The sequence below is a fragment of the Algoriphagus sp. genome, assembly GCF_024305035.1.
GTDB lineage: Bacteria > Bacteroidota > Bacteroidia > Cytophagales > Cyclobacteriaceae > Algoriphagus.
This window is the reverse complement of record NZ_JAMWZB010000003.1, coordinates 1-22,981: the sequence shown is the minus strand read 5'-3', so window position 1 is coordinate 22,981 and position 22,981 is coordinate 1. Positions and strand designations below refer to the sequence as shown.

The window sequence follows — 22,981 nt, the reverse complement described above, 5'->3', positions numbered from 1 at the left end:
TCAAATTCGGCGCAAGTTAGTCAAAAGAAAAGAGATTGAAAACCACTACTCAACTGGTGGAAAATGAAATAAGCCCGATTTTCACCGAGCTTATTTCATTCTCAACGAGAGGAAGTATAATTAGGCTTCATTCAGTTTCTGAAAGAAAATCACGATATGATCCTCTCTAGATAGATTTAGATTACCTTCCTTAATAATCTTCTTAGCCACATCTTGATCTTCTTTATTTAAAGACTTGACAATATTCTTGGTTCTGTTTCTTACACTTGAAACATTATCGTTTTTGTCGATTAGGTAAAAAGATTCCTCGAACACAAACATTCTTCCAGCCGTGGGTGCATACGAATTTTTTGGAGGAGTCACTAGATCGGAATAAAATCTACGAACCAGATCATACTTTTTACCTTCCGCAATGACATTAACAAGCTCCTGTTCTTTCACTCCCTTAATCATATCGTACCCTTTTTTAAAAAGCAGCCTAGTCAGCATACCCTCTTCGCCTTCTGCCAAAAGGATACTTGGACGCTCTAATAGGGCATATTCAATATACTCTTTATTGAGGTAAATTTTGTTACCAGCCTCATTGATTACTTCAAGTTCGTTATCATGAATATTTAACTTATAGGCGACATTTTCTTTCAATCCCGCGTTACTTAGTCCAATGTCTGCTTTTGCCCAATCTTCAAAAAGATAGGGTGAACCCTCTATCTCACTATAACTGTTTAATCTTGCAGGAGCTCCATTCATATTTATATTTGAAATTTGCCCAAATGAAGCCTGGCTGAAAGCCAAAAAGCCTACTACTATCAAAAACTTTTTCATTGTTTAATTACTTTCTTGTGTACGGTTAAATTGTTGGTTACTATTTGAATAAGATATATTCCTTGGTTAGATGGTAAAGTTAGTTCAATTTCTAGGTTATCCGAAATTTTACTCGCATCAATTTTCCTGAAAGTTCTACCAGCCATATCCATTAAAACTAATTGAACCGGTCCTTGGTAATCATTAGTAATGGAAACCGATACATTGTTCTCGGATGGAACTGGACCGACAAATATCCCCAACCGCCCTAATTCGGCTTCTTGATCAGGAAGTGCGGATATGACTACTGGATCTGAAATTCTATTACAGAATTCATTAAAAATAGCCACTTGATAGATTCCATCCTCTGAGGCATTTAGTGACCTGCTAGTAGCATTTTGGATCAATTCTCCATTAAGATACCACTGGTAGGAAGAACCTGGCTGTTGAGAAGTCAGGGTAGTTCCATTAGCAACGATTACCGGTTTGGTAAGTTCATTGGGCAGAATTTCAATCTCTTCTTCATAAACCGTTGATCCTGTCTCATTTGAAACTTCAAGAGAAACCAAATAGTTTCCTGGAGAATCAAACACAAAAATCGGATGCTCCGAAGAGGAAGATCCCAAATCAGCAAAATTCCATGAAAACTCCTCCGCTAGTCCCTCACTTAAATTCTCAAAAGTTACTGCTGCACCCACACAGGCAAAGGAAACGCTAAAGTTTGCAAATAGTACATCATCACAATTTTGTGCTAGCCATCCTGTTGAATTTTCGATGACTGCACCCGATCCTAAATTCACAATAGCCTCCCCTTCAAAATCCACATTAAGGACTCCGATATTCTCAAAACAATACTTTCGGTAAATTGTGTGCACAATTTTGCCTTTTGTATTTGCTCGGATGAGAGAGGGTTCAGATGACTCGGCGATAGACTCCATCTCTTCAACAACCATAAGTTCGCCCGTATCTCCTAAATTAAGCGTGGCCGCTTGCCCCAATCTCAATCGGTTTATCCTAAGGGACTCTGTATTCACTAACACGGTTGCATTACTTATTGTTAATTCACTTACGCCGCCTGTTGTTAACCTATAGGAACCAGACAAAGCAGCAAGATCAATCAGTTGATTTGAGGAATTATTTTCAAACTCACCTGAATTCCCAATAAAGTTTAGATAGGTCCCCTGACGAATCACGGTACCTGGACCCGCTTGAAAATCACCTTCCAATTCGATTAAATCAAAATCCCCCTGCAATACAGCGTTCCCTTGAAGAACAAGTTCGGTAGCTCTAATGATCGGAATATCAAACTGAACCCGCGAATTTTCAATCCAAATTCGGTCCAAATGATCTGCAGAAATCACTCGCCAAGATCCACTCCCAAACTCAATGGCAACATTATCCAATGCGGACTGACCGAGTTCAATCAATTGTTGATTATCCGTTGAATTTTCAAAAAGCAATGTACCATTGGTGATTGAGGTAATCTGATTACTAATCCGCAATCCATTTAAAATGTTAATGGTATTCCCCTCTAAGTTGAGATTGACCAATTGATTACCAAAAAAATTGATACTAAATACCTCCGAATTAGCGGACAAACTAACTTCTGACTGACCGCTAGTCCCCTCAAAAACCACTCGGGTCCCTCCATCGGGAATTTGATTTGCCGAACTTCCTCCCAGCGTCAATGACCAATTCTCAGGATTATTCCAATCACCGGACTCCCCACCAATCCAATATAAGGTTTCATCTGCCCCATCAATTATCCCCGCTTTGAAAATCAGTGAAAATTCTTGCTGACCATTCGTCAAAGCTCCTTTATGATTAATGATTAACTTATAACGCTGCGAAGTAGGATTATCAATTTGTATCTGCTCCACATTGTCCCGGAAATTATCCTGATCCTGCGTAGCTCTTCCATTGGGCCCATTTTCCGGATTGAGTGTCCAAGGATAAAAAACATTTCCCTGCTCATCGATGATCCGCATATCTAAATCATTGACAAGCATCAAATTTTCAGGATTAAGAGAAGGTGAAGGAGGCGTACCGGAAGGATCTATCCAAGCAATTGTAGCTCGGATCGGAGTAATTCCATCGGAAAGAAATTCATATTCATAGCTTTGATTTTCCTCCAAAAGTTCTTCTCGAATAAACTGTGAAGTACCATTTTCATTGAGAATAATTTCGGCTGCAGATTTGACATCTAAAAGTCCCCAGCCATGAATGTAATCCGGCCCGGGATTGTTTCCAGCCTCTTTGCTGGTATTAATCATTAGCCCCTTCAAAGTGGAAGACCGCATATACCTTCCATTATTCCGCTCATTAAAAAGCTGCTGAAGCAACAGAAGTGATCCGGTAACATTAGGGGAAGCCATGGATGTTCCACTCAGAGATGCGTAACTATCTGAGGAACCACCATCAGCTATGGCGGTGCTAAAAACACTTACACCCATACCAACGATATCAGGCTTGATTCTGCCATCATCAGTCGGACCCCAACTTGAAAAATTACTAATTTGAACATCTTCAGGCCCTGCATATTCCGGAACTCCACTTACTGCACCTACCGTGATCACGTTCTTGGCTACTCCCTCAGGTCCAATGGAATCATCGGGTCCATCTGGATTTCGCGTTCCATCCCCTGCATCGTTTCGATCATTTCCAGCCGCCCAAACAATGGTGTAATAAGGTTTATCAACCATCAAATCATCCAAACCTTTACTTTTGGCACTGTAAAAGCCAAATCGATAGTCTTCATCTTCATCTATCGATGGATTGCCGGACCACACCCAGTTATTACTTGCATTTCGATACCATCCAATGATATTTCCATAAGAATGATTAGATAAAATATGTCCAGTTGGTTTGGTTTCGGGGTCAAAGGCATTGCCATTCATTTTTGACAAATCACTCTCCCAATTAAAAGACCAACCTGTGGCGTCATAAGCCATTCCGCGGGCGCTCGCATTGATTCCAGCAGCTAAAATAGTTCCGGAAACGTGAGTAGCGTGATTAGAAATCGTTTCGGTCGACCCATCCACTTGAGTCAAGCGATCTTCAAATTCAACATGATCAGGTTTGGGTCGGGTTTGATCATAAATCCCCACTGTCATTCCTTGACCACTTAGGTTTAAATTCAATTCTCCTCCCGGCTGAAGTGCATTTGCACCGGTTGTTTTCGCAGCAGTTGAGTTAAAAATGGTGTAGTAAATCGGAGAATCGGTTTCATCAAAATACTGGAGCTCTGCTTGAATATTATTGGGTAATTGGAGGGTTACAGGTATTCCCCTTTGTTTGGCCTTTTCTAAGACCAAATTTTTAGATTCAAATAGCCGTGGAAAAGATTGCTTGAACGTTTCAAAGTTCTGGTTATTTCCCTGCACCTGCCCTACTACCTGCTGCCCGTAGGCTACTGAAAGGAACATGCCCAACAGTAAAAGCAGACATTTCATACTTCGCATAGTTAACTTTTTCTTTGTATATAAAAAACCGTAGGAAATTAATAAAAGTTTAAAAAAATAGGGGCATGAAGCCCCTATTTTAACATTTATTCAATTCAATATTTAGCGAATATATTTACGCTTCCTCCACAGGAGTAAGGATAACAGTACCTCCATCTCCATAAGTATTGCTCCATTCAATTCGAAGGGTACCATCTTCTTGCACTACACCGTTAATGGTGAATGGATCTTGGTATTGGTCTTGATTAGAAGACGCACCTGTCAAAACATCACAGTTATCATTCAAACGACCAGTTGGGGAAGTGTCGCCATAAACTCCTGAATAAAGACCAAATGACATATCGTCCATATTATACGAGCCAGCACCTATTTCTTCAAACGTCACAGGGTCATCACTTAAAACAAGATTAGAAGCAGTTTGACTAGCTCCACCATCGCCATCCCCAACTTGGAGGAATTCCCAAAATACTGTGTACTCACCCGCTAATTCAGAAGGACAGATTACACGAATAGGTATGGTAAGGCTACCATAGTTTGGAGAAACTTCAGCACCAGTTACACTGCTGATATTTAAGATTAAGTCAGGAGTTTCAGATGGATCAATATTACCTGTTAAAACGGTAACTGGAATAGTGCTCACAAATTCTCCTGCGTTCATGGTGGCAGAAGTAGCATTAAGCTCATAATGCACACCTTCTACAGCAGTAGAAGCAGGGTCCACTTCAATATTAACGGTGATCGCACCAGATCCGTTAGTAGAAACTCTGTTCAACTGAACATCCACCACATCAGTTTGCGTATCACTTGATCTCACAAAACGGGAAATCAATCCATTGGGAAGGTTCGCATCGTTGAATTCAACGTAATTACCCCCAAAGAAGGTCTCCGTTCCTGGATCGTCAAAACATGCAGTCGCTGTCAAAGAGGCAACTAAAACTGCAATTAATGTATAAATTCTATTAAATTTCATATTGTATTCCAGTTTTAGTTATAGCCTGGGTTATCTTCCAAAGTCTCATTAAGTATTAACTCTTCCTGAGGCAAAGGAGCTAAAATTCTATAATCAGAATAAGGTACATCCTCGAAATTAGCGTGCTTGGTAATATCCAAACCATTACGCTTCAAATCAAAAAAACGATGTCCTTCTAGAGCAAACTCAACTCTTCGCTCGGTAAGAATCAGGTTGAATAATTGATCACCAGTAACTCCGCTTTCAACTGCTTCCAGACCTCTATTGGTACGAAGCGCAGATAGATCAGCTCGTGAACCAGCAGCATCACCAGTTCTGAATCGAGCCTCAGCTCTAATCAAATAAAGTTCAGCGGCACGAATGATCGGTAGGTTTTCTAAGAAATCCCCTTTAGAACCAGTCCACTTTTCAGAACGATACACTGTACCATCAGCGCCTGATCGGGTGGTAGCGGTCCACGTATCTCTTCTAACATCTCCTTCTTCATAAGTTGCAAGCAACTCATCAGAGGCCGTTACAATAAATTGAGCGGAAGAAAACACATTGGAAGTTAAGGAACAAACAGAGTTGTTTACACCATCTACCGTAGACCAATCATTGGATCGAATTTCGATCTCAAACAAGGACTCTGGATTAGGGAAAGTAGAAAAACCTGCAACATATTCTGTAGGAGACATCAAGCCTTCACCTGAATCACTTAACCCAAAAGTAGCCATCGCCTGAGTAGCCATGGCGGCAGCTTCAGCATACTTAGCATCATAAAGGTAAACTCTTGCCAAAAGGGCTTCTGCGGCTCCTTTAGATGCACGATACACTGCTGAAGTACCTGTCTCAGCTGTAGGAAGTAGTCCAATAGCAGTTTGAAGATCCGACTCTATCAAGTCATAAACTTCTCTATTACTAGCTCTTGCTCTGAAATCAGCATCAGAAAAACCAAGGGTTGGAGTAGTTCTAATAATCACAGATCTATCCCATCCATTCACTTCTCTACCTGGCTCGTATCCATAAACTCTTGAAAGATCGAAGTAGAATAATGCTCTAAGGAAATGGGCTTCACCCTTTACTCTGTTTTTTAAACTTTCATCACCTTCAACTTCCTCAATTCCTTCTAATAAAATATTGGCCTCATTAATTCCAGAATAAATGCCTCTGAAATTATTAGTATTTGAAAAGTCCCACAAGTTGATGTGAGCACGATCAGCATTTGCTTCTTGACCAATATATCTACCTGTATTTGCAATAATTCTTAGATTATCAGCTAAAATATCAGGAGCAATCATCATGGTTTGTCCATAATAATTAAAGCTTCTTACTTTTCCATAAGTTGCCAAAACCAAGGACTGATAACCCGATGCATCAGCAAAACCCGACTCAGGGGTTAAACTTTGTCTTGGCTCGGTATCCAATAGGTCAGAACATGCACTCATTGCTAGTGCTCCGCCTAAGGTTAGGATTTTTATATATTTTTTCATTCTTGTCTCTTAATTAGAAGTTAAGATTGATACCAGCAGCAAATTGCTTCGCATTAGGGTAAGATCCATAAGTATTTCCAAGTGAATTCGCTTCAGGATCAATTCCATTGTACTTAGTAAAGGTTGCCAAGTTCAAACCCTGTACAAACAAGCTGGCACTTTGCATCCCTATTTTGCTAGCTGCTACGGCAGGTAGGGTATAGTTTAAAGTTACTTGCTTCAAACGAATGTAAGACCCATCACTAATTAACCGAGTAGAATAAGTGCTAATGTTAGATGTACCTGGAGCTTGACCTCCTTCAAAAGGACGACCTACGGTTGTAATATCTCCTGGCTCTTTCCAGTAATCCAACTGATTAACAAATAAGTTATCCGTTCCTGAACCCCAATTTCCGTGATTGTAAATATCTGCATTAAATGCAAGATTACCGAATTGATACTGGAAGAAAACTTCCAAGGAAACTGGACCATAGGTGAGTGTATTTGATAACCCTCCAAAGCTTTTCGCAATTGCACTTCCTATGTAACTTAAAGTAGACTGACCTGCAACATAGGTATAACCTCCATTCAAATCATCAAACATTTGACGACCATTGGCAGGATTAACACCTAAGTAAGTATTTGCATACCAGAATCTAATTGGTCTTCCTACAATTAAATCGTTTCCAATTCGATCCAGACCGTCATAAAGTGACATTAATTCGTTGTCTTGGAATGTAATATTAAAGCCAGTGTTCCATTGGAATTTTCCAGCAACAATATTTACAGTTTGTAAATCAATATCGATTCCTTGGTTCCTTACACCAGCAGTATTTCTGGAAATTTCTCCGAACCCAGAATCAACTGGTAAAGGAGTGTCAAACAAAAGCGCATTTGAATTCTTTCTCCAAACATCTACTGTACCAATAATTCTTCCATTGAACAAGGTCCAGTCCAATCCGAAGTTAAAAGTTTCTGCTTCTTCCCAAGTCAATAAATCGTTACCCAATTGAGAAAGAGTCAAGGCTCCACCACCTAGGTACTGGCCACCTGAACCAACTAGAGAGCGAGAAGCAAAGTTGGCAATTTCAGAGTTACCGGTAATACCATAAGACCCTCTAAATCTTAAATTGTCTAACCAAGTCACATCCTGAAGGAAGGATTCTGAAGAAAGTCTCCATCCCACAGAAACAGCACCGAAAGTACCCCATCTATTTTGCTCTCCAAATCGAGAGTGACCGTCTCTTCTTAAAGTAAAGTCTGCGGTATAACGATCGTCGTAATCGTATTTAGCTTGTCCGAATACACCAGCACGCTTGTACTCCGTAAAGTTTGAGTTTACAGCAAACGGGGTTGCCGCATTCTGTAAATAAATCAAAGTAGGATTAGGAAATCCACGACCTGTAGCCGACTGCAGGTCAGACTGTGCTCCTTTGTATTCAAAACCAAGGATACCTGAAACTGTGTGCACATCATTGAACTTCTTATTGAAGTTAAAGTTATGGTTGGTGTTCAAGTTGGTATTTCTTCTTCCGGTAAATACAGATGCTCCACCATAAGAGGAGAATGCAGCAATAGTAGAAGGTCGGTTGTTGATATCGGCGTTATCGGAGAAATCAATTCCGAAGTAGGAGGTCCAGCTCAACCATGGAGCAATTTGATAATTCAACTGCAAGTTGGATACTGTCTGTACAGTTTTACCACTTCTCAATTCTTGGTTTACACCCTGAACAATGTTGTAACCAAATAAGTGGTTGGAAGGGTAATTTCTGAAAGTCCCATCTTCATTGTAAATCGGCACATTGGGTCTTGCTGCGTATCCTGCCACAAATGGACCATTCACGAAGTTCCCTCTATCAATTGTTCCGTTGGTATTTTGGAATGCCAACGACAAATTAGCAGATACCGTCAATTTTTTATTGGGTCTGTGCGTCAAGTTCAAACGTCCGGTAGCTCTTTGATAGTTCGAACGAATAATTTGTCCTTGTTGCTTAGTGTAAGAACCAGAAAGGAAGAAAGTAGTCTTCTCATCACCTCCGGATACGGAAAGATCATACACACTCAATCGACCCGTTCTGTAAAGTGCGTCTACCCAATCGTAAGACTGAAGATTTGGATCCTCTGGATTACCATAAGTAGCAGCAGCAGAAGCCGGATTTAACCCCGCATTGATATAAGCATCACGCTTTATGGTAGCCAGTTGATTCGCATTCATCATGTCGTAAAGCTCTAAAGGTTGAACAATCCCTTCTTGTACAGAAAGTCTTGTTTTAGTTGCTCCTTTAGTTCCCTTTTTGGTGGTAATTAAAACTACCCCATTGGCTGCTTGTGCTCCATAGATTGCAGCAGCAGCAGCATCTTTCAACACCTCAATAGATTCGATATCATTTGGGTTGATAGACGCCAAGGCATTTTGAGAACCTTGACCGGAAAGACCTCCGTTAGCCACCTGCACACCATCTACAATGTACAATGGGTCGTTGCCCGCGTTGATTGAACCTTCACCTCGAATTCGTACGTTCAAGGCACCTCCTGGTTGACCAGAGGTAGAAGTTACCTGAACACCTGCAATACGACCTTGCATTGCGCGGTCAAATGATTGCATAGGCAAATCTTGGAAGATCTCCCCTTTAACTGATGCAATCGCACCAGTAATTTCTCTTTTTGATTGATCACCGTAAGATGTGATCACAAACTCCGAAAGAGCCTGAACATCCGGTTCCAGCGCTACATTGATTGTAGTCTGATTTCCGATAGTCACCTCTTGTGGCCTTAACCCCACAAAGGTAAAAACCAACACATTGCTTCCGGCAGGTACACTGATTGAATAATTACCATCAAGATCTGTGGCAGTACCAATCGTAGTTCCCTTAACCAGAACAGTCGCTCCTGGTACTCCTAAGTTATCCTCCGTGGAGGTAACCGTACCAGTAATCACACGGCTTTGAGCAAATGCAACAGCACTTCCCAAAAACAGCATGAGTCCTAGAAGTAAAACTTTCCTCATATTTGGTTTGATTATGGTTTAAATTAGTCTCAATGATATCTTATATCTTCGAATATCCCAAGAGGCACACAGAGAAAATTCACAAAAGAATTGACCTAAACATAGAAGTTTTAATAAGTGAAATAGGTTAAAAACAATATTAAATTTTGTAAATTATGATTATCAGGCCTTTCTTCCAAAAATTATTCTCATTAAGCCATTGTTAACAAAAGTTAATTTTAAATACATCAACAGTTATTTTATGCCATATTGAGGATTTTTTTTCTCAACAATTTTTTATTTCAAAAAAAAGATATTTTCCCAAATAATACATGATTTAAAACCCCTTTTTTATCAAAAAATATACTAAAAAACTCACTTAACTAGAATTTTATATAATTTATCATAAAAAATAGCTGGTTTTTTTAGCATAGATCAAATCGGAAAATAGCAAAACATTTATAAAACCCGGATAGTGATTCTTCGGTTTAAAGCTTGGTTTTTGGGGCTGTCATTGGGTACCATAGGATTGGTGTCTCCCTTGCCCTCGGTGGCTACCCGGGCTTCATGAATTCCATGTGATACCAAATAGGTCTGAACTGATTTTGCTCGTTGTAAACTGAGCAACTTATTATATCCCGCTGAGCCTATATTATCGGTATGACCGGATATCATAATGTTAACATTGGGATTTTCTTCCAAAAACTTGACCAAGCGTGTAAGCGAACTCATTGATTCAGGTTTGAGCTCGTATTTATCAAAATCAAAGAAGACATTCTCAAAAACAAATTCTTCCCCCGCTGCAATCGGAGTCAATTCCACTTTCAAATCTTCTACATTTTGAATGGAATCCCGCTCTACATTATAAATTTTGGGCAAGAAGCCTTTCTTTTCCACATACAATCCGGAAATTGATTTCTCTGGATAGAGCATCATAAAGTCTCCCGTTTTGCCATCAGCTTTAAACTCGTACAGTGTGCTGTCATTGGTCAGTGCGACTAAAGACAGGGTCGCATCCACAGGCTCGCCAGTTTTCGAGTTGAGTACTCTTCCCCCAGTTACAATAAGATTATCACCGAGGTAAATTTCCTCAGGGAATGGAAAACGATATAAAAGAGACCGATCTCCAGCTGGGGAGGAGGTCATTTCTGAGTAATAGGCAAAATCTTTTTGCGCAGTAATAAATAAGGCAACTTGATCTTGATGATCATTAATGGGTAGTCCTAGGTTTTCTGGTTCTTGAAATTCTCCCTCATCCACTCGGGATAAGAAGATATCTTTTCCACCAAATCCTTGATGCCCATCCGAGGAGAAGAACAAAATCTCATTATTAAAAAACATAAAGGGTGAAATTTCATCCTTGCTTGTATTGACCACATTCCCCAAATTCTTAGCTTCTGACCAGGATCCATCCGACATTCTTACCGTAAACCAAATATCATTCCCCCCAAAACCTCCTCTACGATTAGAAGAAAAAAACAAAATCCGCCCATCGGCAGATAAAGAAGGCTGAGAATCCCAAGAGCGAGAATTCACCTCTTTGCCCATATTCTTTGGCCGTGACCAACGACCGTTCTCCCTGTAGGACACATAGAGATCGCAACTTCCCTCTGAATCCGGAGCATCACAGGACGTGTAAATCAAAATATTACCATCAGCGGTCACTGTACAGGTCCCTTCATTATAAGGTGAATTGATCGTAGATGCGATGCTTTCTGGGGGAGACCAACCTCCGCTGGTAGTGACGTAGGAAGTGTAAATATCCTCCTCATCAAAATTGCCCGTTCCATCCCGTTTGGTAAAAAGAATCTGAACGCCATCTGCTGTCATCACGGGAAAATACTGCAACTGAAACTGATTCAGCGGTTCGGCTAATTGTTCGCGTTGAATATCTTTTACCATACCGAGATGTTGCTCCAAAAAATCCATTTGGGCCTTCATGTCCTTATAATACATGTTAGCCCGAAAACTGTCCTCAAAAAGGGGATCAATTTCTTTAAATTGAGCTAAGGCCTGATCAAATTTACCCGTTTTCAAATAAAGGTTAGTAAAAACCCAACCGATATCCACGAGGTGTTTTTGTGTCGCATTTTTTCCGGAAAGCCTATTTTTACCAAGGACTGCAACCGACTCAGCTTCTTCCAAATTCCCTTGTGTGATTAAAAGCTGAGATAATTTGACATACGCTTCTAAAAATGATCCTTCACGCTTGATTGCATCCCGATATTTTTCCTCCGCTTCCTCATATCTTCGCTCATTAAGGAGCTGTTCGGCCTCAGTAAAAAACCGGATTGCTCTTCCATCAATAATCGAATAACTCTGACTATAAGTAGAATAGCTTAAGAGTAAGAAACAAATCAACAGTAGAACAGGGCGCATGAACTCAAGGAATATCCATAAATTTATGAGTTTGTAGGGATATTTTCCAAAATGGCCGATTTTTAACGTACTCAATGATCTCTGGGAGGAAACGTTCTGCCTTGCTCCATTCGGGTTGAAGCCGCAAATCGCAGCTGGGGTTTACAAATTCTGCATGCTCTTCAGCAAAAGCAAAATCGCTAGAATGAAAAATCACAACCTTCAGTTCATCGGCTTGCTCATAAATCGAGGGATGTGGCTTTTTAAATTTCTTGGGAGAAAAACAAACCCAATCAAAATTACCCGAAAACGGATGCGCTCCGGAAGTCTCAATATTGATCGTAAATCCCTTTTCTTTTAAAAGCTCAGTCAATGGGCCCAAATTATACATTAAAGGTTCGCCTCCGGTAATGACAACCAACCTTGCTGGATGTACCAGAGCGCCCTTAACAATTTCCTCAATGCCTACAATAGGCCATTTTCCGGCTTCCCAAGACTCTTTGACATCGCACCAAACGCATCCCACATCACAGCCACCTAAGCGGATAAAATAAGCCGGATGCCCGGTAAATTTACCTTCGCCTTGTATCGTATAGAATGCCTCCATTAATGGAAGCTGAAGCCCTGCGGCAATGAGTTCTTGGGTAGTCATGTTGAATTTTTGTTGAAGCGGGTGATTCGACCGCTAAATGAGGGGCAAAGATAGATTTAAAGTTTCGCGGCACAAAATCAGGTTGGACATAGGTCCTGTTAATTTGAATGATTTTCAACACCCTATTCTTTGGTTCTAAACTCAAAAAAAATCGGCTCCAAATTTATAGGTCCTTTTTCATGACAATCCGGTAATCTTCTACTCCCCCTTTTCTAATTACTTCGATGATCTTAAACCCACGACTCAATCCGAAATTAATCATGGGGGGCAAGCGGTTGCGGGTTTTGAAAAAAATAAAGGTATACCCATTTTTCTTGGCCCATTTTTCTTGATACTCTGCCAGAGCGGTGGCAATTCCAAATTTTCGAAACTCGGGTCTTACCCCTCCCATCCAAGAATAAAAAGTTGCAGGCTTTTCATCTTGGTATCCAACTTTAAACCCAAGCAACTCCCCTTCCTTTTCAGCCACCAAAGCTAAATGATGCCGATTTTTTAATCGATCAGTGTAAAAATTCAATGAGACCTCCTTACCCAAAAACTCTGGAATGCGCCCATGCACCCAGAGTAATTCACCGGGGGAAGCTTCTCTGATAGTAAAACTTAGTTGATTTTGTTCCATTCGATTTTTGATTGACGCATTGCAACTAAAGGTAAAGAAAAGCAATTCAACCCTAATCTCCACAGGTTCCACTTGGAAGACTAAGGTTGAAGCACAGAATATGTCGGTAAATCAACCCGAAAAAATCGGGAAATGAAATTCATCTAAAATCAGCTGTTTTAATCTTTTTTGAGGGTCGGATAAGTCACTCCTAACTGCTCCAAATAGGTATCAAACTTTGTCTCATCATAGTAAAATTTCTCCAACTCGGGTCGGAATTGTTTCATGATCCCTTCGTTCAAATAAATCGGTGGTGCATCCTCTGCGGTAATCATTGGCTTGTAGGTTTCCTCTTTAGTTTGCACATTTTTGAAATAATCCCAGGCCTGATCCACTAATTCAGGTTGAAGCAAAAAGTCTAAAATTGTCATGGCTTCAACTTTGGCGCCTTGAGTTACCCCCTTGTGGGCAATCGGAGTGGCCATCGCAATCGCATTACTCCAATGATGCCCCGGCAATCCAGGTATATTGGATGGAAATCGTAAGGTTACAGTGGGAACTACCCAAGAAATATCTCCAATGTCATCGGAGCCTCCACTTCGGATTTCTTCAGAAGGAACTCCCAAATCAACCAATTCGGTAGCCAACCCCTGTTCCTCAGAACCCATTTCCTTTTGTACCGCCCTAGCTAGGGTCTGATCATTTTCATCCCAGTCTGGCAATCCTACTTTTTGGATGTTAGCATGCATCGTTTCTGCAATGGTTTTATTGAAATGCCTGGGCCATGCGGTCCCCAACACCTTGTAGTCCATCGTGGTTTCGGTCATTAAAGCGGCACCCTTGGCTATATTATTCGCCTGTTTGTACATTTCCATAATGCCATCGTACTTCACATCTCGGAAATAATACCAAATGGAAGCCTTCGAAGGAACCACATTCGGTTGATCTCCCCCATCGGTAATGACCGAGTGAGAGCGCTTGAGTGGGTGCAAATGCTCCCGTTTATAATTCCAGCCTATATTCATGAGCTCCACTGCATCTGCAGCACTTTTCCCTCTCCAAGGTGCCCCAGCAGAGTGTGCAGCATCTCCTGAAAAGGTGTATTCTACTGAAATCAAGCCTGTTCCATTTGCTTGTCCCCAGCTCACTCCCAAATTATTGGAAACATGGGTAAAAATACACAGATCAACCCCGTCAAATAAACCATCCCGTGTGTACCAAGCTTTTGCCGCCACCAACTCCTCTGCGATTCCCGGCCAAAGAATCAACGTACCTCCGATATTCTCTCGCTCCATGATTTGCTTTACAGCCAGTGCCGCCGTGATATTTAAAGGAATACCCGCATTATGCCCCTCTCCGTGACCTGGCGCACCCTCGACCATCGGTTTATGATAAGCCACACCGGGATATTGTGAAGCTTTAGGGATGTTGTCCACATCTGAGCCCAGTGCGATTACAGGACCTTCTCCATTGGACCAAGTGGCCCACCAAGCTGTGGGAATTCCAGAAATACCATGCTCAATGGTAAACCCTTCTTCCTCTAGGATTCCACTCAGGTAGTTGGAAGATTCGATTTCTTGGAAACCCAATTCAGCAAAACTGAAAATCTTATCTACCATCACTTGACTTTGTTTGTGATTGTCTTGAACGATTTGAGCCGCTTCGATTTTTAGGGCCTCGATTTGTTTGGGAGAAAATTTCTTTTGCCCAATAGACACCAAGCTTACTCCAAAAAGTAAGCTCAGGCTAATTAGTACCTTTTTTGTCATTTGATTTGCTTAATTGATCCAGTGGAAATTACCAAAAAGCTCCCGAATCTCCTCACAAAATTGACCAGCGGAAAAATAAGAACACGACAGGAATTGAAAATTTGACTACCAAAGCCACTTGATTTTTCTATTTTTGCAGGCGTTTAGCTTAAAAATAAAGAAAATCACAATTATGGCGGAGTATAATTTCAGGGAAACCGAAAAAAAATGGCAGGGCTATTGGAAGGAAAAAGGCACATTTAAAGCTGAAGTGGACCCTAATCGTCCCAAATTTTACTCCCTTGACATGTTTCCCTACCCCTCAGGTGCTGGCCTCCATGTCGGACATCCGCTGGGGTATATCGCCTCGGATATTGTCAGTCGATTTAAGCTACTCAAAGGCTTTAATGTCCTCCATCCCATGGGGTATGATTCCTTTGGTTTACCCGCTGAGCAATATGCCATTCAGACCGGACAGCACCCTGCGATCACCACAGCGAAAAACATTGCCCGATATACTGAGCAGCTGAAAAACATCGGCTTCGCTTTCGATTGGGATCGGGAAATCCGCACCTCCGACCCTGCTTACTACAAGTGGACGCAGTGGATTTTTATGCAGCTATTCAACAGCTACTATGATCTTGATGAAGACAAAGCTTTGGCTATAGACTCCCTTATTTCCCGATTTGAAAAGGAAGGAAATAGCAAAGTTAAAGCAGTATGCGATGAGGATACCCCGTCTTTTAGCGATTTGGACTGGAATGCTTCTTCTGAAAAGGAAAAGCAGGAAATGCTACTTAAATACCGATTGACGTTCTTAGCTGAGACTACGGTCAACTGGTGTCCTGCTTTGGGTACAGTACTTTCCAACGACGAAGTTAAAGACGGATTCTCTGAAAGAGGAGGCCATCCAGTAGAGCGAAAAAAGATGATGCAGTGGTCTATGCGTATTACTGCTTATGCAGAAAGACTCTTACAGGGACTTGAAAAAGTGGACTGGTCCGAACCCATTAAGGAAATGCAGCGAAACTGGATCGGAAAATCCATCGGCGCTGAAATGGTATTCCAAGTCAAAGATTCTGATAAAAAAATTAAAGTCTTCACCACTCGAATCGACACGATTTATGGCGTGACTTATTTGGCATTGGCTCCTGAGTCGGATTTAGCGACAGAACTTATCACAGACGATCAGCGGGACACCGCCGAAGCTTATATTCAAGTTGCCAAAAACCGCTCAGAGCGAGAGCGAATGAGTGATGTCAAAACCATCTCCGGCGCCTTTACCGGATCCTACGCCATCAATCCATTTAATGGAGAAGAAATTCAGATTTGGGTTGCCGATTACGTTTTGGCTGGATACGGCACTGGCGCCGTGATGGCCGTGCCAGCCCATGACGAGCGCGATTATAACTTTGCAAAACACTTCGGCCTGGAAATCCGACAAGTCATCGAAGGCTCGATGGAAAATGGTTCCTTCCCGGGAAAAGGCGGTTTGATTATCAATTCTGGATTTTTATCCGGATTGTACATGAAAGAAGCCATGGGAAAGGCCATCGAATTTTTGGAAGAAAAAGAAATTGGAAAAGGCAAAATTCAATTCCGAATGCGGGATGCAATTTTCACCCGTCAACGCTATTGGGGCGAACCTCTTCCTGTTTATTTTAAGGATGGTTTGCCTTATTTAATTGAGGAAAAAGACCTGCCTTTAGTGTTACCTGAAGTAGATAAATACTTGCCTACAGAGGATGGAGAGCCTCCTCTAGGCCGAGCAAAAAATTGGACCTATAAAACCGCTGATGGTGCGTATCCATTGGAACTCTCAACTATGCCGGGTTGGGCAGGATCGAGTTGGTACTTCTTCCGCTACATGGATCCCAGGAATGAGGCAGTTTTCGCGGACAAAACCAAAACCGATTATTGGGGAGCGGTGGACTTGTACATCGGAGGATCCGAACATGCAACAGGTCACTTGCTCTATTCCCGCTTCTGGACCAAGTTCTTATTTGATTTAGGCGTAATAAGTATTGATGAGCCCTTCCAAAAGATGATCAACCAAGGGATGATTCAAGGAAGATCGAATTTTGTGTATCGAATAAAAGGGTCCAACCAATTCGTAAGTCTCGGACTTAAAGATCAATACGACACTTCCGCTATGCATGTGGATGTGAATATTGTTCATAACGATCAATTGAATCTAGATAAGTTTAAAGCTTGGAGACCAGATTTAGCAGATGCCGAATTTATCCTGGAGGACGGAAAATATTTTTGTGGAGCGGAAGTGGAGAAAATGTCCAAGTCCAAATACAATGTGGTCAATCCAGACGATATTATTGAGCGATATGGAGCAGATACGTTAAGATTATACGAAATGTTCTTGGGACCTTTGGAGCAATTTAAACCTTGGAACACAAACGGGATCGATGGGGTATTTAAGTTCTTACGAAAGCTTTGGAACCTATATCATGACGGAAAAGGAAACTTTGCCGTTTCCGATGAAAAAGCAAGCAAAGAAGAACTCAAAGCTCTGCACAAAGCCATCAAGAAGCTGGAAGAAGACATGGCCAATTATTCCTTCAACACTTCGGTATCCAGCTTTATGATTTGTGTCAATGAGCTGACAGCACTCAAATGCAACAAGCGAGAAGTATTGGAGCCTCTGGCGATTTTGATCTCTCCCTATGCCCCGCATATCGCTGAAGAACTTTGGTCATTATTGGGTCATTCAAGTTCAATCACGACTGCTCGATTCCCTGAATTCAAAGAAGAGTATTTAGTCGAGAGCAATTTCGAATATCCAGTTATGATCAATGGAAAAATGCGTGCAAAACTCAACTTGAGTCTTGAGCTTAGCAAAGAAGAAATTGAAAAAACTGCACTAAGCGATGCCAACGTACAAAAATGGCTGGAGGGCAAAGCTCCCAAAAAGGTGATTGTTGTTCCCGGTAAGATTGTGAATTTAGTAGTATAAAACCTTATGTAAGCGTATCAAAAGGCTCAATTTCATAAAATTGGGCCTTTTTTAGTTTTATGGGAATCAACCTATATTTGATTAATGAACTTATTCGAAAAAAATAATGATCGACTCAATTCCCTTTGTAAGAAATTTAAAGTGGAAAAGGGCGATTCGGTACTTTGTTCGACCATTAATAATGAACTCGATATGGTTTATCCGGTTGAATTTGATCGAAACTATAGTTTAGGTTTTTCCAGTAAGTTCTTCGAAGTACTATTTACATTAGAAGACTTTATTGGAAGGAAAGTTAACTTATTAGAACATTCAGCGATTCAAAATTCATACTTCAAAAATGAAGGAGGTGAAACCAAAGAATTGATTTATGATTTCCTAGAAAAACCTTTTCCATGAAAGGGAAAATGATCCTGTACACCTTCCCTGTCCACACGTCATTCATCGACCGTGATTTAGAAATGATCAGGCCGGCTTCTGGAATCAAGCCTTTGGAATTTACGCAAAGCCCCATCAAGCTACCGGTATATTTCATTTTGCAGTTTTTTCAATTGCTCTGGTTTTTGCCACGGACGAGTCAATATCTCTGTTTTTTTGGAGGCTATCACAGTGTCTTGCCAGTTTGGTTTGGGAAGGTGTTTAGAAAAAAGTGTACGATTCAGGCCGGTGGCACAGACTGCATGAACATGCCGGAGATTGGCTATGGGAATTTCCGGAAAAAATGGCTTCGAATTGCCACGGTTTATTCCTTTAAAAATTGCTCTTTGATTTTGCCTGTAGCCGAGGCTTTGCTCAAGCAGAATTATGCCTACGACCCACAGATCAACCCCAAACAAGGGCTACTCCATTTGATTCCTGACTTGCGTACTCCTATTCAAGTTATTCCAAACGGATTTGATACCGGTTTTTGGAGGGATTTAGGAAAAGAACGAAAGCCACTAAGTTTCCTCTCTGTGGCTACAGGCACTTCTAATCTTGCCCGTGCCAAGGTAAAAGGCTATGATTTGATTGAGAACTTGGCAAAACAACATGGGGATTGGGGCTTTACTTTGGTGGGTGACTCGACCTATTTATCACCAAATAAGAATGTGACTATTTTAGATAAAATGGATCCTTCCGAACTCTTGGAATTGTATAATTCCCATCAATTCTATCTTCAGCTCTCCACCTCGGAAGGTTTTCCCAATGCCTTGGGAGAAGCCATGGCTTGCGGGTGTGTACCCATCGGTTCGGCCGTTGGGGCAATTCCTGAAATTATTGGCGATACGGGGGCGATTCTTACTCAAAAAGACCTTATCCTTTTGGAATCTAAAATCCTTGAACTTTTGAACAAGGGAATTCCCTCACTTTCAAAAAAAGCCACTGACCGAATTGTCCGCTTGTTTTCTTTTGAACTGAGAAAAAATGCCCTTTTAAAGGCCTTGAATTTGATTAGCTAAGTAATTCGATTTGATTTCGACTGACTTTTACCCTACCTCTCTGCTCAAGTTTTTTCAGTAATCGAGTGATCACTTCCCTACTCGAATTTAGTTCCTGAGCCATCTGCTGATGGGTTTTATTTACCACCCTACGCTGACTGGCTTCGGCATTCTTTTCCAAGTATTCGATCAAGCGCTCATCCATTTGGTGAAAGGCAATCCCATCGACGACTTTCAGCAATTCCTCAAATCGATCCTGATATGTATCCATCACGAAATAATACCATGTTTTGTATTGGATCATCCACTCGTCAAGCTTGGAAATAGGAACAGCAATAACGGTTGTTTCCTCTTCCGGAATCGCCTTTATTTTTGAATAGCCTTCGCGTGCCGAACATATCATCGTGATCGCACAAGCTTCACCAGCACGCAGGTAGTACATAAAAAGCTCGTGATCATCCGCATCTTCTCGAAAAACCTTCACCGATCCGGAAACGATTAAGGGAATAATCTCCACCTTTTGCCCAATATCCATCATCAATTCGTCGGCTTGAAATGTAATCAACTTTCCACAAGCCTTTATTTCAGAGACCAATTCGGGCTGAAAACTAAAAAAATGATCCTGAATAAAACTGGGAATTGATTTCATTTTTTCCATCATGCTGAGTAAATTTCAAGAAGGTGACATGGGTCACCACCGACTTTTTTTTCTAAGCTAATTTTGTGTCAGTTTGTTCCAACTAGAAGACAAAAACAATGAATGGAAAGGTAAAAATTCTTTTTTTGACTGGACTGGGATTAATGCTCCTTTTTCGAGTTTTTGACCGGCTTCCTTTCTTGGTAGACTCCATTGGTAGGTTTGATACAAGCAAAATTCTAAAAATAATTTTTGGACTCATCTTTATTGGAATAGCTTTTTGGACTTATAAAAAATCTAAAAAAACAACGCAATGAACTGGGATGTCGAAACGCTCTCGCGGATTCAATTCGCCTTTACCATCATGTTCCACTACATTTTCCCACCCTTTAGTATCGGATTGGGATTATTGCTAGTAATTTATGAATCCCTCTTTTTGATCACCAAAAAGAAGATTTATGAAAAAATTACGCGGTTTTGGATCAAAATATTTGCAGCAAACTTCTCGGTCGGTGTGGCCTCTGGCATCGTAATGGAATTTGAATTTGGCACCAACTGGTCCACCTATTCCCGGTTTGTGGGCGATATTTTCGGTTCCCCTTTAGCTGCGGAAGGGATTTTTGCCTTCTTTTTGGAATCTGGTTTTTTGGCTATTTTGCTTTTTGGTTGGAATCGCGTCAAGCCGGGAATGCATCTTTTTTCCACCATCATGGTCGCCCTAGGAAGTATGCTATCGGGTTTTTGGATCGTTGTGGCTAATAGCTGGCAGCAAACCCCCGTTGCTTATGAGATCGTGGTCGATTATGGGATTCGGCGTGCAGTGATCACGGATTTTTGGGAAATGGTCTTCAACCCTTCTGCAATGGTCCGTTTTACCCATGTGATTTTCGGGGCTTGGATACAGGGCGCCTTTTTGGTCTTGAGTGTCTCGGCTTATTATCTGATCAAAAACAAGCATGTGGAATTTGCTAAAAAATCCTTTGCTATTGCCTTGGGGCTTGCTGCCGTGGCGTCCTTGGCACAGCCTTTTATCGGTCACAAGCATGCTAAAATTGTCAATGAATGGCAGCCTGCAAAACTTGCCGCTTTCGAAGGATTATATAAAACTCAAACCAACGCACCACTTTACCTGTTTGGTTGGACGAACCCTGAGACACAAGAAACTTCAGGGATTGCTATTCCGGGAATGCTCAGCTTCTTGGTTCATGGAGATTTTGGTGGAGAGGTAAAAGGCTTGGAGGAATTTCCAAAAGAAGATTGGCCTGCAGTCAATGGGGTTTTCCAAAGCTATCACCTGATGGTAGCCTTAGGAATGCTTTTTATCGGGGCCACTTTATTAAGCCTATTTTTACTTTGGAAAAAAAAGCTCTTTACGCCTAAATGGTCCTGGCTAATCAAACTCTACATTCCAGCTGTGGCACTTCCGGTCATGGCCAATCAACTGGGCTGGGTTTCCGCAGAGCGAGGTCGGCAGCCTTGGATTGTACAAGGATTGCTAAGGACGAGCGAAGGAGTTTCAAAATCCATCTCAGCTCCTGAAGTAATGATCTCACTTGTACTATTTGTGCTGGTGTATATCCTTTTGTTTTTCGTTTGGCTCTATGTGTTGGACCGGGAAATTAAACATGGGCCCGATCATCTTTCCAGCGGGGTGGAAGCTGGATACCATAAAAAGTCTGAACGCATGGACGTCATAAAACCGAATTAATTATGGATTACAACGTTGTTTGGTATATTTTGGTAGGAATTCTTTTGATCGGCTATGCGATCTTGGATGGGTTTGATTTAGGAGTAGGTATACTCCATTTGCGCAGTAAAGGTGATCACAACCGTCGTGTTTTGATGAATGCAATTGGGCCTGTTTGGGATGGTAATGAAGTTTGGTTGATTACTGCTGGAGGAGCTTTGTTTGCTGCATTTCCAAATGTCTATGCTACCGCATTTTCCAGTTTCTATTTGCCATTTATGCTCTTATTGATCGCCTTAATTTTTCGGGCGGTTTCTATCGAATTTCGAAGTAAAGAAGCCAATCCTCGATGGAGGAGTTTTTGGGACGGAGGTTTTTCTATCGGATCGATCGTGGCCACGATACTTTTCGGAATAGCTATCGGTAATGTGGTAATGGGTTTCCCCATCGGGAGCGACATGGAGTACCAAGGCACCTTCTTTGATTTACTCAATCCCTATTCCCTGACTGCCGGATTTTTCGCGTTGATTATGTTTGCCTTACATGGAGGGATCTACCTCAATATGAAAACTGAAGGAGATCTTCAAAAACAAGTACAAGGCTGGATCAAAGTGAACTACTGGATATTTGTGGTTTTTTACCTACTGTTTTCAGGTTTGACGATTTATTTAAAGCCTGAGATGATTGCTAATTTTTCATTTGGCAAAATTGATCTTCCAGGCAGCAAGCACGAGTTAATAGAAAGTCATCAAACCTTGATTTCGGTAGTTGCTTGGACTATGGTTTTGCTTAATATTTTAGCGATAGCCAATATTCCGAGAATGATGGCCAAAGGCCGGGAAGGCTGGGCCTTCATTTCCTCTTCGAGCATGATTGCCGCCGTTGTCTTACTGTTTGCTCTGGGTATCTTTCCCAATATGATGATTTCCAACCTTGATCCTACCTACAATCTGGATATTTATAATGCTGCCTCTTCTTCTTATACTCTGAAAACTATGGCTATTTTGGCTGCGTTTGGTCTTCCTTTTGTCGCCTCCTACACCATCATCATTTATTGGACATATCGGGGAAAAGTGAAACTGGATGAAAGTAGTTATTAAATAAAACCGGGAATAAAAATCACGATTAACTAATTAAAAATCAGTCATCTTCGAATGTCTGATTTTTTTTTATGGAACATAGAAAATAGCTATAAACCCGAATTATGCATTAGAATAATTGAAAGGAGGACTGAGATTTTGAATTTGGG

The 22,981-nt window shown here is 41.3% G+C and carries 15 protein-coding genes; 5 read left to right on the top strand and 10 right to left on the bottom strand.

Annotated elements, in window-relative coordinates; translation table 11 throughout:
- Positions 1–120 precede the first annotated feature (120 nt).
- The 9 genes from Q0L00_RS01995 to Q0L00_RS01955 all read right to left on the bottom strand — a co-directional run bounded on the left by Q0L00_RS01995 (position 121) and on the right by Q0L00_RS01955 (position 15,046).
- A complete protein-coding gene (locus Q0L00_RS01995) occupies positions 121–822 on the bottom strand; it encodes a hypothetical protein (protein ID WP_297335188.1) in 702 nt (233 codons plus the stop codon).
- Positions 819–4,253 carry a S8 family serine peptidase gene (locus Q0L00_RS01990; protein ID WP_297335187.1) on the bottom strand — a complete coding sequence of 1,145 codons (3,435 nt, stop codon included), beginning with the start codon at positions 4,251–4,253 and terminating at the stop codon, positions 819–821. Before Q0L00_RS01990 ends, Q0L00_RS01995 begins: the two co-directional genes overlap by 4 nt.
- Positions 4,254–4,377: 124 nt before the next feature.
- Positions 4,378–5,232, bottom strand: coding sequence for a hypothetical protein (locus Q0L00_RS01985; protein WP_297335186.1), 855 nt, complete (start codon positions 5,230–5,232; stop codon positions 4,378–4,380).
- A gap of 14 nt (positions 5,233–5,246) precedes the next feature.
- Complete coding sequence (locus tag Q0L00_RS01980) at positions 5,247–6,704, bottom strand: RagB/SusD family nutrient uptake outer membrane protein (protein ID WP_297335185.1); 1,458 nt, start codon at positions 6,702–6,704, stop codon at positions 5,247–5,249.
- 13 nt (positions 6,705–6,717) lie between these two features.
- Positions 6,718–9,690 carry a TonB-dependent receptor gene (locus Q0L00_RS01975; protein WP_297335184.1) on the bottom strand — a complete coding sequence of 991 codons (2,973 nt, stop codon included), beginning with the start codon at positions 9,688–9,690 and terminating at the stop codon, positions 6,718–6,720.
- A gap of 438 nt (positions 9,691–10,128) precedes the next feature.
- On the bottom strand, positions 10,129–12,048 hold the full coding sequence (locus tag Q0L00_RS01970) for an OmpA family protein (protein WP_297335183.1): 1,920 nt from the start codon (positions 12,046–12,048) through the stop codon (positions 10,129–10,131).
- 4 nt (positions 12,049–12,052) lie between these two features.
- Positions 12,053–12,679: a 7-carboxy-7-deazaguanine synthase QueE gene (locus Q0L00_RS01965; protein ID WP_297335182.1), complete on the bottom strand. Its 627-nt coding sequence runs from the start codon at positions 12,677–12,679 to the stop codon at positions 12,053–12,055.
- Between the two features lie 163 nt (positions 12,680–12,842).
- Positions 12,843–13,298 carry a GNAT family N-acetyltransferase gene (locus tag Q0L00_RS01960; RefSeq protein WP_297335181.1) on the bottom strand — a complete coding sequence of 152 codons (456 nt, stop codon included), beginning with the start codon at positions 13,296–13,298 and terminating at the stop codon, positions 12,843–12,845.
- Positions 13,299–13,456: 158 nt separating this feature from the next.
- Positions 13,457–15,046, bottom strand: coding sequence for a peptidase dimerization domain-containing protein (locus Q0L00_RS01955; RefSeq protein ID WP_297335180.1), 1,590 nt, complete (start codon positions 15,044–15,046; stop codon positions 13,457–13,459).
- A gap of 172 nt (positions 15,047–15,218) precedes the next feature.
- On the opposite strand from Q0L00_RS01955, the gene leuS reads away from it, so the two are divergent.
- The 3 genes from leuS (at position 15,219) to Q0L00_RS01940 (ending at position 19,429) form a co-directional block, all read left to right on the top strand.
- Entirely contained in the window at positions 15,219–17,993 is a 2,775-nt protein-coding gene (leuS, locus tag Q0L00_RS01950; protein WP_297335179.1) for a leucine--tRNA ligase, read from the top strand.
- 84 nt (positions 17,994–18,077) lie between these two features.
- Entirely contained in the window at positions 18,078–18,389 is a 312-nt protein-coding gene (locus Q0L00_RS01945; RefSeq protein ID WP_297335178.1) for a hypothetical protein, read from the top strand.
- Positions 18,386–19,429 carry a glycosyltransferase family 4 protein gene (locus tag Q0L00_RS01940; RefSeq protein WP_297335177.1) on the top strand — a complete coding sequence of 348 codons (1,044 nt, stop codon included), beginning with the start codon at positions 18,386–18,388 and terminating at the stop codon, positions 19,427–19,429. Before Q0L00_RS01945 ends, Q0L00_RS01940 begins: the two co-directional genes overlap by 4 nt.
- On the opposite strand, the gene Q0L00_RS01935 is transcribed toward Q0L00_RS01940, so the two are convergent.
- Positions 19,422–20,069, bottom strand: coding sequence for a Crp/Fnr family transcriptional regulator (locus Q0L00_RS01935; RefSeq protein ID WP_297335176.1), 648 nt, complete (start codon positions 20,067–20,069; stop codon positions 19,422–19,424). The two genes, Q0L00_RS01940 and Q0L00_RS01935, sit on opposite strands and share 8 nt — an antisense overlap.
- Before the next feature lie 289 nt (positions 20,070–20,358).
- Here Q0L00_RS01935 and Q0L00_RS01930 point away from each other — a divergent pair, with 289 nt between their 5' ends.
- Both Q0L00_RS01930 and cydB read left to right on the top strand, forming a co-directional pair.
- Entirely contained in the window at positions 20,359–21,753 is a 1,395-nt protein-coding gene (locus Q0L00_RS01930) for a cytochrome ubiquinol oxidase subunit I (protein WP_297335175.1), read from the top strand.
- 2 nt (positions 21,754–21,755) lie between these two features.
- A complete protein-coding gene (gene cydB, locus Q0L00_RS01925) occupies positions 21,756–22,832 on the top strand; it encodes a cytochrome d ubiquinol oxidase subunit II (RefSeq protein ID WP_297335174.1) in 1,077 nt (358 codons plus the stop codon).
- The last annotated feature ends 149 nt before the right edge of the window (positions 22,833–22,981 follow it).

What these genes read in the sequence shown, in the direction of transcription:
- Q0L00_RS01995 (WP_297335188.1), bottom strand. Translation starts at nt 822, where the DNA reads ATGAAAAAGTTTTTGATAGTAGTAGGCTTTTTGGCTTTCAGCCAGGCT.
- Q0L00_RS01990 (WP_297335187.1), bottom strand. Translation starts at nt 4,253, where the DNA reads ATGAAATGTCTGCTTTTACTGTTGGGCATGTTCCTTTCAGTAGCCTAC.
- Q0L00_RS01985 (WP_297335186.1), bottom strand. Translation starts at nt 5,232, where the DNA reads ATGAAATTTAATAGAATTTATACATTAATTGCAGTTTTAGTTGCCTCT.
- Q0L00_RS01980 (WP_297335185.1), bottom strand. Translation starts at nt 6,704, where the DNA reads ATGAAAAAATATATAAAAATCCTAACCTTAGGCGGAGCACTAGCAATG.
- Q0L00_RS01975 (WP_297335184.1), bottom strand. Translation starts at nt 9,690, where the DNA reads ATGAGGAAAGTTTTACTTCTAGGACTCATGCTGTTTTTGGGAAGTGCT.
- Q0L00_RS01970 (WP_297335183.1), bottom strand. Translation starts at nt 12,048, where the DNA reads ATGCGCCCTGTTCTACTGTTGATTTGTTTCTTACTCTTAAGCTATTCT.
- Q0L00_RS01965 (WP_297335182.1), bottom strand. Translation starts at nt 12,679, where the DNA reads ATGACTACCCAAGAACTCATTGCCGCAGGGCTTCAGCTTCCATTAATG.
- Q0L00_RS01960 (WP_297335181.1), bottom strand. Translation starts at nt 13,298, where the DNA reads ATGGAACAAAATCAACTAAGTTTTACTATCAGAGAAGCTTCCCCCGGT.
- Q0L00_RS01955 (WP_297335180.1), bottom strand. Translation starts at nt 15,046, where the DNA reads ATGACAAAAAAGGTACTAATTAGCCTGAGCTTACTTTTTGGAGTAAGC.
- leuS (WP_297335179.1), top strand. Translation starts at nt 15,219, where the DNA reads ATGGCGGAGTATAATTTCAGGGAAACCGAAAAAAAATGGCAGGGCTAT.
- Q0L00_RS01945 (WP_297335178.1), top strand. Translation starts at nt 18,078, where the DNA reads ATGAACTTATTCGAAAAAAATAATGATCGACTCAATTCCCTTTGTAAG.
- Q0L00_RS01940 (WP_297335177.1), top strand. Translation starts at nt 18,386, where the DNA reads ATGAAAGGGAAAATGATCCTGTACACCTTCCCTGTCCACACGTCATTC.
- Q0L00_RS01935 (WP_297335176.1), bottom strand. Translation starts at nt 20,069, where the DNA reads ATGATGGAAAAAATGAAATCAATTCCCAGTTTTATTCAGGATCATTTT.
- Q0L00_RS01930 (WP_297335175.1), top strand. Translation starts at nt 20,359, where the DNA reads ATGAACTGGGATGTCGAAACGCTCTCGCGGATTCAATTCGCCTTTACC.
- cydB (WP_297335174.1), top strand. Translation starts at nt 21,756, where the DNA reads ATGGATTACAACGTTGTTTGGTATATTTTGGTAGGAATTCTTTTGATC.